A 12369-nucleotide genomic window follows, 5' to 3' on the forward strand; every position below is an offset into this window, starting at 1 on the left:
ATAACTTAGTGATCTCGAAGTAAGTACAAGAGCAATGCTTTCTGAGCGTGAAGACGATTCTCCGCTTGGTCGAACACAACAGATTGTGAGCCATCCAAGACCTCTGCTTCCACTTCTTCTCCGCGGTGAGCAGGCAGGCAATGCATAAAGAGGCAATCTGGCTTTGCTAGTTTCATAGATGCTTCCGACACTTGAAAAGGTGCAAAAACCGCTTTACGAGCTTCACTTTCTTCTTCCTGCCCCATACTTGCCCACACATCCGTATAGATCGCATCGGCGCCCTGAACCGCTTCATCCTTATGGTGGGTAATAGAAACCGTTCCTCCTGAAGCATTGGCCTTCTCGATTGCACGCTGTGTAATGGATCCATTAGGTTCATAGCCATTCGGGCAAGCTATCACGACGTCCATCCCCATTAAAGCGCCTCCGAGCATAAGAGAATGGGCGACGTTGTTTCCATCACCAACATAAACAATCTTTCTCCCCTTCAAGTCATGCTTATATTCATAGATTGTGAGCAAGTCGGCAAGTGTCTGAACAGGGTGGTACAGGTCTGATAGCCCGTTAATTACGGGTACATCAGCAGCTTCTGCAAACCGCTCAATCGTTTCATGTTCATTAGTTCTAAGCATCACCGCACTGACGTAACGAGACATCACTTTCGCTGTATCTTCAATCGTCTCCCCTCGCCCTAATTGAATGTCCCTTGTAGGGAGATGAATCGCGTGCCCCCCTAGTTGAAGCATGGCCACTTCGAATGAAATTCGCGTCCTAGTTGAAGACTTCTCGAAGATCATGCCGAGAATTTGCCCCGACAAGCGGTCGTCTCCACCTTGATGCTTTAGCAAATAAGCTTTCTGTACAAGATGCTCAATTTCTTCTTCCGTCCAATTGTTAAGAGTGAGAAAATCTTTCTTTTTGACTGCGAGTTGTTTCACTCGACCCATCCCCCTTTATGTGGTGTTCTACTGCTAACCATTCTTGCATCGACTGAAGAGGTCTTGATTGCGTTTCATTCGTTATCCATTGCACTTGATCAAGATGGGTGAAGCACTGCAAGCCGTGATTGACTGCAAGTTCACGTACTAGAGAACCGAATTCGGCTTCTTTCTGTTCCATATGCGGCAAGGACAATACCGCCTGAACACGCTTTTCCGTGATGGCTTTCTTCATCATACTTGCTTCTTTCTCTATTTCTATTACAGGAACGTTATGTTTTACTAACTCTTGATAACTACCCTTTGGTGCATAGAGTGAAGTCCCTTCTCCTACGAGTCTCTCTAGATGCGGAAGGGCTTCCTCGATTTTAGAGACCGGCATAGATACCAATAACCCCAAGTCACGAGAATCAATTCCGTGAGTGGCGTATAATTGATCCATTGTTTCAGAAAGCGTGAGCGTTTCTCCAGTCGATTTCATGTTCGGTCCAACGGCGTGGTCTACCCCTTTTAGCTTTCGAGCAGAATAAATCGGACGCTTTAAGGCAACATACTCTTTCTCGGCTACAAGGCCTGTCACTGGGAATTTAGCATGTGCTGGGAGGAGCGCTTCCATTGCCCATCCAACTACATCAATTCCTGTTACTTTACTTATGACGGGTACCGTTCGTGAAGCTCGTGGATTCACTTCTAACACGTAGACCATTCCATCTTGTATCACGTACTGGATATTCATAAGTCCTTGCACACCGAGCGCTTCGGAGAGTTTTCTTGCGTACGCCACAAGCAGTTGCTGTTCCCTTTCATCAATCGTCTGAGGAGGGTAAACAGTTGTACTGTCTCCAGAATGAACACCCGCTCTTTCTAAGTGCTCCATAATGCCAGGGATGACAATTTCATTGCCGTTACAGATAACATCCACTTCACACTCTTTCCCCTCGATGAAGGAGTCGAGCAAGAGGGGCCACCACTGTTCAGAGGAGATGTGCAAAGCATCCACATATTGCTGTAACGCATACTCGGAGCTTAGAATTTGCATGTGCTGCCCACCTGTAACGTAGGATGGACGAACGAGGAGTGGATAAGCCAGCTCTTTGGCTGTGCTGACCAATTGCTCTTTGTTCCATGCACGACCACCTGGAATAGATGGAATCTCCAAGTCTTGTAGCAACGAATAGAACGCTCCCCGATCTTCCACAAGGTGGATGCTCGATACGGACGTGCCTAGAATCGGTACACCCGCTCTTTCCAGTTCACTCGCAAGGGAAATCGCACTTTGCCCACCAAATTGAACAGCAACACCTGCCACGTGTTCTTTATCAATCACAGCAAGCACATCTTCTGCGGTGAGTGGCTCAAAGTAGAGGGTATCCGCGACAGAGAAATCTGTACTTACGGTTTCTGGATTATTATTGATGACGACTGTTCGATAGCCAAGTTCCTTCGCCTTCATCGTCGCCTTCACGGATGCATAGTCAAATTCAATTCCTTGACCAATCCGGATTGGCCCTGAACCAAGAATGACAATCGCAGGCGATGAAGATTGACTTCCTTCGTGCTCCCCTAAGTAAGTGGAGTAGTAATACGGGGTCATCGCCTCAAATTCAGCGGCACATGTATCGACTTGCTTCATGCCAGGTTGAATGCGATATGCTTTCCTTAAAGAACGTATAGCTTCCTCTGACTTGTTCGTTGCTTTAGCTATCCATCCATCGCTGATGTTTAGACGTTTCGCCTTTAATAGAAGTTCTTTCGATAGCGGTTCAGAAAGGAGCAGTTGTTCAACGTTGATCACTCTCTTGATCTTGTTTAAGAACCAGTAATCGATGAACGTATACGCGTGAACATCTTCTACACTCCACCCTTCTTTAAATGCTTCGGCTATATAGAATAGGCGTTCGTCGGTCGGATGCGTTAGATTACTTACGAGCTGTTCATGGGTACAAGTTACCGGCAATCCGTCGCTTAGTGCGTACACGTGTGTCTCCATTGAGCGAATAGCTTTATTCAACGCACCTTCAAAACTACGGTCGAGCGCCATCACTTCTCCTGTTGCTTTCATTTGTGTACCTAGACTCCGCTCTCCTTCAGGGAATTTATCAAACGGAAAACGAGGCAATTTCACAACGAGATAATCAAGCGCTGGCTCAAAGGCGGCCGTTGTCGTTTCTGTAATCGGGTTCGGTATTTCAGAGAGCGCATAGCCAATTGAACACTTTGCTGCCATTCGTGCAATCGGATACCCGGTGGCCTTGGAGGCAAGAGCCGAGGAACGACTCACTCTTGGGTTCACTTCAATGATTTGATAATCGTCACTTTCTGGGTCGAGGCCGAACTGGATATTGCACCCCCCGATAACACCGAGTGCGCGAATCACTTTAATCGACACGTTGCGGAGCAGCTGATACTGGTTATCCGTTAGCGTTTGTGAAGGTGCGACAACGATTGAGTCTCCTGTGTGAATGCCAACAGGATCTACATTCTCCATGTTGCATACAATCATGCACGTGTCCTTCTCATCACGCATCACCTCGTATTCGATTTCCTTCCACCCACGCATACTCCTCTCAATAAGGACTTGAGAGATTGGAGAGAGAGACAGCCCCCGTTCGACAATGTCGGTCAGTTGATCAGCCGAGTACGCAAAGCCCCCTCCTTCTCCACCAAGCGTATACGCAGGTCGGATCATGATGGGATAGCCGATGGCAGTAGCATGTTGTAGTGCTTCCTCAAGAGTCGTTGCAATCTTGGACTCGGAAATCGGTTCTCCAATGTCTCGCATCAGCTTTCGAAACTGCTCTCGGTCCTCCCCTTGTTGAATCGATTCGACAGATGTACCCAATACTTCAATACCAAGTCGCTCGAATACACCATCCTCATATAGATTGATTGTTAAATTGAGTCCCGTTTGTCCACCGAGAGACCCAATGACTCCGTCTGGTTGTTCCTTCTCGAGAATCCTTGTTACATTCTCTACCGTCATGGGTTCCATATACACTACATCAGCAATCGATTCATCGGTCATTATGGTGGCTGGGTTATGATTGATGAGGACAACTTCAATTCCTTCTTCCTTCAACGCAAGGCATGCTTGCGTCCCAGCGTAATCAAATTCTGCGGCCTGCCCAATGACAATTGGTCCAGAACCGAATATAGCCACTTTTTTCAGCTCTTTACGGTATGGCATAGTACGACGACTCTCCCTTTTGCAGCATGTCAGTGAATCCGTTGAATAGGTGGGACGTATCTGTTGGTCCTGCGTGGGCCTCTGGATGGAACTGTACAGAGGTAATCGGTTTGTACCGATGCTTCATCCCTTCAATAGAACCATCGTGGAGGTGCACAAAGTGTGAGTGAAATGGAGTCCCAGCTAACGTTTCTGGCACAATTTCGTAGCCATGGTTCTGAGCGGTCATCCACACTTTCCCAGTCTCGAGTTCTTGGACAGGATGATTTGACCCACGATGTCCGAATGATAACTTTCTCGTCTTCGCCCCATATGCCAATCCTAGCAATTGATGACCAAGGCAAATCCCGAATGTTGGGTAATCCTCTACAAGGTTACGAATCGTTGAGAATAAGAAAGATAACTCTTGCGGGTCTCCAGGTCCATTACTTAGTACAAGCCCATCTGGACATAAGGCACGAATGTCCGCTTCGCTCGTATCGTAAGGCACGACCGTCACCTTCAGACGAGACTGTTGAAGCAAATGTAGAATTGACTTCTTACAGCCGAAATCAAGTACGACGACGTGAGCGCCATCACCCTCGTAATGCTGGTACGACGTGGTTGAGACATCATGAACAAGAGAAGATTGATCCTTCCATTCATAAGTTGATGCTTGAAGAGGTTTCTCGAGAAGTAGCTTCCCTTTCATGACACCATGGTCCCGAATGTGCTTCACGAGCACTCGCGTATCCACTCCAGTCAATGTTGGAATTCCGTTCGACAACAGGTAATTAGTAAACGTATTTGTAGATCGGAAGTGACTTGGCTCGATGCATTGTTCTCCTGTAATGACCCCATTCAAGAACAATCGCTCACTTTCCTTATCCTGTTGGTTGACCCCGTAATTTCCGATTTGAGGGTAGCAGAAGACAAGAATCTGACCAGCGTAGGACGGGTCTGTCACAATCTCTTGATAGCCTGTCATGCTCGTGTTAAAGACAACCTCCCCTTCACCTTCTAATGCCTCTGTCGGAAACCACCCAGGAAAAACGACGCCATCTTCTAAAAGTAAGTAGCCTTCTTTCATGACGAAACCTCCTCAAGTACGTGTGCGAATCCTTCGATGAACCGCTTCACTTCTTTCTTCTTCACATTGAGTGGGGGCAATACACGAATGACGGTAGGTCCCGCAGTTAAGACGAGGATACCTCGGTCTCGTAGCTTCTGAACGTAAAGAGATGCATCTTCAACTTGTATGCCCACGATAAGACCACGACTTCTGACTTCTTGAATCTCGTCATACGTACTGGAAAGTTCCAATAATTCGTTGACGAGTTGCTCTCCTGCTCGCTTACCATGGGCAAGTGTTTTCTCCACTTCTTCAACCGTTGCAAGCGCGGCAGATGAAGCAAGAGGATTGCCGCCGAATGTACTCCCGTGATCACCAGGGGTATATGCGGTGGACACGGCATGCTTCGCCAACATCGCTCCAATCGGAACGCCTGAGCCGAGGCCTTTGGCAAGCGTGATGACGTCTGGTTCAATGTCATACTGCTCATAGGAGAATAAGGTCCCTGTTCTTCCGATTCCAGTCTGCACCTCATCGACTACGAGAAGAATCTCTAATGTCTTACACAGTTCTACTAGCTTGTCGACCCATACCTGTTCGGCTGGTCGCACGCCACCTTCCCCTTGAACAAGCTCAAGCATAACCGCTCCAGGTTGGATGTCCTCCAACTGGTCCAATGCTTCCACCTCATTAAAGGGCAAATATACAAATCCATCTAGCATCGTTCCAAATGACTCCTGCAATTTAGGCTGACCCGTCGCAGCGAGTGCCCCGAGCGTACGACCGTGAAACGATTGACGAAACGTAACGATGGTATCCTTTCCAGTCGCCTTTCGAACCAATTTAATGGCCGCTTCATTTGCTTCAGTCCCACTGTTACAGAAGAAGACTTCATCTAGAACGCTGTGGGAGGTTAACCACTGAGCTAGTTTCTCCTGTATGGGAATGTGAAATAAATTGGAACAATGCCAAAGCTGGTCTAATTGCTGTTGCAAGGCCTGTTTCACCCGTGGAGGCTGATGACCCAAGTTGCACGTTGCGATTCCTGATGTGAAATCTAAATAGGACGTCCCCAATTCATCGTACACATAGCTTCCTTCCCCTTTGACAATCGTTAACGGGAAACGATTGTAGGTCTTCATGATGCTACTTTGCTCCGTTTGAAGCATGGATGCCACTTCCTTTCTCCCTAATGGTTGTTCCAATAGACTCACCGCTCAGGCTTCTACTCAATCCATTCCGCTCAAGACCATTTAAGATGATTGCCCGTTTCACTCCTTTTCTAATGGCTCGGCATGCGCCTTTCACCTTCGGGATCATGCCACCAGCGATCACACCACTTTCAATTAAGGCATCAATGTCTTCTAACGAAACAGCATCATAAATAGAAGAACCAATCCCACTGCTATAAATTCCAGGCACATCACTAATTAAGAACAACTCAGCAGAGAGCTCGGCAGCAATGGCAGCGGCTGCTTCATCTCCATTTATATTGAGCGTTTCGCCTCCTTCATCTATTCCTAAAGGTGAAACCACCGGAATATACCCTGCTCCACATAGTGTCTTAAGCAACTGAGCGTCGACCTGTTCGACTTCCCCAACATATCCGAAGTCCTCATTGTAGATTCGGCAAGTTAATAGTTTGGCGTCCACCCCGCTAATTCCTACAGCTAGCCCATTCGCAGCTTGGAGTTGTTTCACGACGAATTTATTGACCTTCCCACTTAACACCATTTCCACCGTGTTAACCATGCCCTTCGTCGTAACGCGCACTCCATCTGTAAAGACCGTCTCATGCTGTAGAACCTGAAGCATGCTCGTGATGGCAGGGCCACCGCCATGAACGATAATCGGATAAGCATCTTGTGAAAGCTGAACCACCTCTTCGAAAAAGGATTGAGGGAGCTGGTCGAGCATACTTCCTCCAACCTTCAACACAACATAGTGCACATTACTCCCCCCTTATGTGCGATAGGAAGCATTAATCCGCACGTACTCATATGATAAATCGCACCCCCAAGCCAAAGCGCAATGCTCCCCATTTCCTAATTGAATTTCAATCTTAATGGTTTCTTCACTTAGATAAGCACTTAACTCTGCATCATCACAGCCTGTTGGTCTTCCATCTTTAACAACCACATAAGGTCCAAGCTTGATTGTGAGCAATTCCTCTCTAATGGACTCTCCGCTATATCCAAGTGCACAGATAATCCTTCCCCAATTGGCGTCTTCCCCATGAATGGCTGTCTTGACAAGGGATGAGCCTACCACAGCTTTGGCCATTACCGCTGCACTATTCTCTGTACGAGCTCCACTCACTTCTACCTCTACAAGCTTCGTTGCGCCTTCTCCGTCACGTGCAATCATTTTCGCAAGCTCTACACAGACATATTCAAGCCCGTTACAAAACGCTTCATAATCAGGGTGGGATGGTGTCAGTGGGTCATGATTCACTTCCCCGTTAGCCATGAGTAGGACCATATCATTTGTGCTCGTGTCTCCGTCTACCGTAATGCGATTAAACGTCTTGTCGGTTACAGTGTGGAGCGCCTGTTGCAGCTCGTACTGATTGACTATTGCATCCGTAGTAATAAACCCAAGCATTGTCGCCATATTCGGTTTAATCATGCCTGACCCCTTCGCCACCCCGCCAATCGTTACAACCTCACCATCAACCTCACATTGGACTGCTACTTCTTTCGTAGTTGTATCCGTAGTGAGAATCGCTTCTCCAAAATCCTTTGCAGTAGAGTTAGGCATATAATTCGGGATCTGCCAGATAGCTTCGTGAATCGTCTCCATTGGCAAGTACTCCCCAATGACCCCTGTTGATGTAACCGCAACTTCCGTATCGGAAACGTCTAACACCTCAGCGAATTGCTTTCGCATCGCTAACGCATCGTTCCTTCCTCTTTCCCCCGTGAACGCATTGGCGTTGGCAGAATTGACGATGACGCCTTGTAGGTGACCATTCTTTAAGCTTTCTTGCGTAACCTTTAACGGTGGTGCTTGAAAGCTATTGACGGTAAATACACCAGCAGCTGCTGCAGGTTTCGAGGAAACAATCCACCCTATATCTTTCCGCTTTCGCTTTAAACCACAATGAAATCCTCCAGCCTTGAATCCTTTAGGAGAATCAACTGAGCCTCCCTCGACGACGACAATGGACGTGTCTTCAATTATTGAAGAATTCACATGCTCATCCCTTTCACACATTTATTAAGGAAAGACTGGCGTTAGTACCAAACCTGTCTTTTCCGGAAACCCAAAACGGACATTCATGTTCTGAACAGCCTGCCCCGCTGCGCCTTTCATTAAATTATCGATGCACGAGACGATGGTGATTCGCTTTGTCCGGTGGTCGACAGATAGGCCAATATCACAATAATTGGTGCCAGCTACCCCTTTCGGCGTTGGGAACGTGCCTTCCGAGAAAATACGAACGAACGGATGATTCTCATAATAGGCTTCGTATAACGCGATTATCTCAGCAGTAGAGTGACTCTCCTTCATCCCCACATACAGCGTACACATCATTCCTCGTGTAAGTGGGATGAGATGAGTTGTGAATGAGACCCTCGTCTCCTTCTTCACAAGTTCACTTAGTACCTGTTCGATCTCCGGAATGTGCTGATGCTCATTCACTTTGTAGGCTGATATATTTTCGTTCACCTCGGCGAAGTGTGTCCCTAACCCCACTTTTCTCCCAGCGCCAGATACGCCAGATTTCCCATCAATGATAATTGAGTTTCTAGAAAGCCATTTCTCCTTCATGATCGGCAACAGTCCGAGTAGCGTTGCCGTCGGATAACATCCAGGATTCGCAATGATATTCGCATGCTCAATCTGCTCTGGATTCAATTCCGTCAATCCATAAACCGCTTCTCTTAACAGTTCAGACGATGGTGATGCATGATTATACCATTCCTCGAAGACCGCTCCATCTCGCAACCGGAATCCTCCGGACAAATCAATACAAGGAACACCAAGCCCATGAAACGTTGGTATGTATGTCGCACTGACGTCTGCAGGCGTTGCAAAAAAGATGAGATCCACACCTTCAGCTACTTCAAGAGCGTCTAACTCTACGAAGCTTGGAAGTTCGACTTGATTTAAATGAGGAAATACGGATGATAGCTCTTGCCCTGCATAAGATGGAGATACCACTTTCTCGATTTCTACGTACGGATGCATAAGCAATAGTCGAATTAACTCCAACCCACCGTATCCACTTCCTCCCAAAATCCCTACCTTCATAGTTCAACTCCCCTCCCCGGTTATTGAATTATTATACATAATATATAATATTTATACAATTAGTTCCTGTATATTTATTTGATTTTTTAAACAATTTCACTTTAGGTTGCAGTTTCGAACATCCATCAAATAAAAAAACCTAGCCTTCTGTTAGGAAGGTTAGGTTAGAGGACTCAAATTCTTATGTTTATTCAATGCAAATGAGAAATATCGCAAGGAACCGATATAAACTCGGACAACCTGAACAGGCAGTTCCGGAAAGTGATTGTGAATGTATTGAAGGGCTCTTGATTTGATTGTAGGAGCCATCGTTTCAAGGATTTCATCTTCTAATTCCTTTCGGTTCAGATAGAGCCACACCTCATACCTGCCTAGATCCGAACGGACTTCGTGTTTCATTATTATGCTCATGCTTCTCCTCCTATGGTGTGGGGTTGTCCTAGTTATACCCGCTCACCTTACCGTTCATTCCTCGAATTATGTATTGCCTAAAGGGGAATGAAAGGGCGTTTAGGAAGACCCATTTCAGGATACATTCTAGGTAAGTAACTTTATTTAAAGGAGGCTCTACTATGTCAGCCTATTCTATAGAAGTCGTAAACCAACAACTTGCAGACTTCCCGATGTGGGAATCATTGGAGGGCGTTTCAATTCAGCGCATCTACGAATTCGATTCGTACATGGACGGGATTCATTTCGTTTCGAAAGTCGGCGAAGAAGCCGAACAGATGGACCATCACCCATTCATTGAAATCGATTATAAGAAGGTGACCATCTCGTTAACCACGCATGATGTAGGTGGCTTAACAGACCGTGATTTTAGAGCAGCACGCTCATTTGAACAAGCCTATCAAAGCATGTAAAGAAGCACCCGACCAGTTCCAACTGGCGGGTGCTTATTCGTTAGACCTTCTTAATCAGTAAGTACATAAAATAAGGGGCTCCAATAAGAGCCGACATGATACCAGCTGGAATTCCGTCCGGGTCCACCAGGTTTCGGCCAACAGTGTCAGCCAATAATAAGAGACCCCCACCAAGCACGAGTGCCAGCGGAAGGAAGAGCTGATGCCTAGGGCCAATGAGCGCCTTAGCTAAGTGTGGTGCCATGAGGCCAATGAACGCAATCCCTCCACTAACCGATACCGCAGAAGCAGCAAGCGCTACTGCTGCTAACAATAGAATCGCTCGCTCTTTCTCCAATGGTACTCCTACACCTGTTGCTACTGGATCGCTAACGTTCAACAAATTTAACGTATTCGCTTTGTAGAATGCATACGGAATAAGAACGATTAACCAAGGCAGGAGGGCCAAGATAAACGGCCAATCTGTCCCCCATATGTTCCCAGCAAGCCAATTCGCAATAAAGTCTACCTTCTCACGACGAGCTGAGGTCATGATAACGACCATCAATCCAGAGAGCGCCATTGAGAATCCAACCCCAACAAGAATTAAACGGACGGTATGAAGCCCTTCCTTTCTTCTATACGCAAAGAAGTAGATGAGCAAGGAAGTAACGAGTGCTCCACCGAATGCAGCAAGTGGCAGAAGGTAAACAAATGAACCTGGCTCAATCGGTGCGAAGAGGAAAAACAACGCAACAGCAACTCCTGCCCCTGAGTTGATTCCAATAATACCTGGCTCCGCCAAGTCATTACGCGTAACGGTTTGTAGAATAGCCCCTGATAACGCCAACGCAATTCCCGATAAGAAAGTCACGATAATTCGTGGAAGCCGGAGAGAGAAGAGAACAAACTCTTCTTTGAAGGTTCCTTCTCCCATAATGGTGGGAAGAATTCGATTATAGGATACGGACGCATCTCCTAATCCAAAACTTATGAACGCAACAATCACTGAAAGGGCTATAAAAAGGAATAATAAGCCCCGCTGTTTTCGATACACTTTCGGTTGTATCATGAGAATGCTCTCCCTCCCTTCTGGACGACATAAAGAAAGAATGGCAGTCCCACGACGGCGACAACCGCAACAACGGGTGTCTCATAAGGAGCCTGTAGCGTTCTAGCAACGGTATCAGCCGCGACCATAAAGATGCTTCCTACAACAGCGGACATGGGAAGCACAAAGCGATAGTCGGTCCCAACAATCCCTCTCACGATATGGGGAATCATAAGACCGATAAACGCTAAATTCCCAACCAGGGATACCGCTGCTCCGGCTAGCAGGATAATAACACCGAATAGAATAAGCTTTACAACAACAATATTCTGGCCTAATCCTACGGCAACATCTTCATTTAGACTAAGCACCGTTAATTGTTTAGCGAGTAGGATGGCAACGAACGTGCCGATGAGAATGACAGGCGTGATGATCTGAATTTGACTCCAGGTCGTCCCAATCATTCCTCCAGATGTCCACATAGAGACATCTTTCGAGATTTCAAATGTGATCCCAATTCCCTCAGCAATTGCATTTAGAAATGCCGTAATGGCAGCACCAGCTAACACAATGCGAAATGGAGAGAACCCCCCTCTTTTCGAAGAGCCGATTCCAACGACTAACAATGTTCCAATTGCCGCTCCAATAAAGCAAGCGAACATGATTCCTATGTAATTTGCTGCAGGTATGAACGCAACGGTAACAGCAAGAGCGGCATTCGCCCCTGCTGTCAATCCGAGAAGACCAGGGTCCGCTAATGGATTCCGCGTCAACCCTTGCATAATTGCCCCAGAAACCCCTAGTGCTGCTCCCACAAGTACAGCCGCGGTTTCTCTCGGTAGCCTTAACTCTCGAATAATCGTTGCTTCTTGTGAACCATCTGCCGATGTGATTGCACTCCAAACATCTTGTATCGTCGTGTCACGTGCCCCAACCACGATGGCTACGATAAACACAGCAACGAGACAAATGATACTCATTAGAAACTTCCAGCTAAATGAAATGTTCTGTTCGCCTGTTCTCCTCATAAACCGTCAACTTTC

General features: G+C 46.8%; 11 protein-coding genes. 1 reads left to right on the forward strand and 10 read right to left on the reverse strand.

Annotated elements, in window-relative coordinates; translation table 11 throughout:
- Positions 1-5: 5 nt before the first annotated feature.
- The 8 genes from argF to H513_RS0109200 all read right to left on the reverse strand — a co-directional run bounded on the left by argF (position 6) and on the right by H513_RS0109200 (position 9844).
- A complete protein-coding gene (argF, locus tag H513_RS0109165; protein ID WP_026800483.1) occupies positions 6-947 on the reverse strand; it encodes an ornithine carbamoyltransferase in 942 nt (313 codons plus the stop codon).
- Positions 895-4125 carry a carbamoyl-phosphate synthase (glutamine-hydrolyzing) large subunit gene (carB, locus tag H513_RS19905; RefSeq protein ID WP_051239826.1) on the reverse strand — a complete coding sequence of 1077 codons (3231 nt, stop codon included), beginning with the start codon at positions 4123-4125 and terminating at the stop codon, positions 895-897. The genes argF and carB overlap by 53 nt, the downstream gene beginning before the upstream one ends.
- A complete protein-coding gene (locus H513_RS0109175; protein ID WP_026800484.1) occupies positions 4112-5194 on the reverse strand; it encodes a carbamoyl phosphate synthase small subunit in 1083 nt (360 codons plus the stop codon). The genes carB and H513_RS0109175 overlap by 14 nt, the downstream gene beginning before the upstream one ends.
- Positions 5191-6381 (reverse strand): acetylornithine transaminase, encoded by a 1191-nt coding sequence (locus H513_RS0109180; protein ID WP_330981676.1) that lies wholly within the window; start codon positions 6379-6381, stop codon positions 5191-5193. The genes H513_RS0109175 and H513_RS0109180 overlap by 4 nt, the downstream gene beginning before the upstream one ends.
- A complete protein-coding gene (gene argB / locus H513_RS0109185; RefSeq protein WP_026800486.1) occupies positions 6323-7126 on the reverse strand; it encodes an acetylglutamate kinase in 804 nt (267 codons plus the stop codon). The genes H513_RS0109180 and argB overlap by 59 nt, the downstream gene beginning before the upstream one ends.
- A 12-nt stretch (positions 7127-7138) precedes the next feature.
- Positions 7139-8356 carry a bifunctional glutamate N-acetyltransferase/amino-acid acetyltransferase ArgJ gene (gene argJ, locus H513_RS0109190; protein WP_026800487.1) on the reverse strand — a complete coding sequence of 406 codons (1218 nt, stop codon included), beginning with the start codon at positions 8354-8356 and terminating at the stop codon, positions 7139-7141.
- 39 nt (positions 8357-8395) lie between these two features.
- Positions 8396-9433, reverse strand: coding sequence for an N-acetyl-gamma-glutamyl-phosphate reductase (argC, locus tag H513_RS0109195; protein ID WP_026800488.1), 1038 nt, complete (start codon positions 9431-9433; stop codon positions 8396-8398).
- 159 nt (positions 9434-9592) lie between these two features.
- Positions 9593-9844 (reverse strand): hypothetical protein, encoded by a 252-nt coding sequence (locus tag H513_RS0109200; RefSeq protein WP_026800489.1) that lies wholly within the window; start codon positions 9842-9844, stop codon positions 9593-9595.
- A 161-nt stretch (positions 9845-10005) separates the two neighbouring features.
- Here H513_RS0109200 and H513_RS0109205 point away from each other — a divergent pair, with 161 nt between their 5' ends.
- Positions 10006-10296, forward strand: coding sequence for a 4a-hydroxytetrahydrobiopterin dehydratase (locus H513_RS0109205; RefSeq protein WP_026800490.1), 291 nt, complete (start codon positions 10006-10008; stop codon positions 10294-10296).
- Between the two features lie 40 nt (positions 10297-10336).
- Here the strand turns inward: H513_RS0109205 and H513_RS0109210 are convergent, their stop codons facing one another.
- Complete coding sequence (locus H513_RS0109210) at positions 10337-11347, reverse strand: FecCD family ABC transporter permease (RefSeq protein WP_026800491.1); 1011 nt, start codon at positions 11345-11347, stop codon at positions 10337-10339.
- Positions 11344-12306, reverse strand: a complete 963-nt coding sequence (locus H513_RS0109215) for a FecCD family ABC transporter permease (RefSeq protein WP_407946609.1) — start codon at positions 12304-12306, stop codon at positions 11344-11346. Before H513_RS0109215 ends, H513_RS0109210 begins: the two co-directional genes overlap by 4 nt.
- Between the last annotated feature and the right edge of the window lie 63 nt (positions 12307-12369).

Source organism: Pontibacillus halophilus JSM 076056 = DSM 19796, from assembly GCF_000425205.1.
In the GTDB taxonomy this organism is placed as follows: Bacteria; Bacillota; Bacilli; order Bacillales; family BH030062; genus Pontibacillus_A; species Pontibacillus_A halophilus.

Bases quoted from the DNA above. Each gene is read 5' to 3' on its own strand.
- argF (WP_026800483.1), bottom strand. From the start codon at position 947: ATGGGTCGAGTGAAACAACTCGCAGTCAAAAAGAAAGATTTTCTCACT.
- carB (WP_051239826.1), bottom strand. From the start codon at position 4,125: ATGCCATACCGTAAAGAGCTGAAAAAAGTGGCTATATTCGGTTCTGGA.
- H513_RS0109175 (WP_026800484.1), bottom strand. From the start codon at position 5,194: ATGAAAGAAGGCTACTTACTTTTAGAAGATGGCGTCGTTTTTCCTGGG.
- argC (WP_026800488.1), bottom strand. From the start codon at position 9,433: ATGAAGGTAGGGATTTTGGGAGGAAGTGGATACGGTGGGTTGGAGTTA.
- H513_RS0109200 (WP_026800489.1), bottom strand. From the start codon at position 9,844: ATGAGCATAATAATGAAACACGAAGTCCGTTCGGATCTAGGCAGGTAT.
- H513_RS0109205 (WP_026800490.1), top strand. From the start codon at position 10,006: ATGTCAGCCTATTCTATAGAAGTCGTAAACCAACAACTTGCAGACTTC.
- H513_RS0109210 (WP_026800491.1), bottom strand. From the start codon at position 11,347: ATGATACAACCGAAAGTGTATCGAAAACAGCGGGGCTTATTATTCCTT.
- H513_RS0109215 (WP_407946609.1), bottom strand. From the start codon at position 12,306: ATGAGTATCATTTGTCTCGTTGCTGTGTTTATCGTAGCCATCGTGGTT.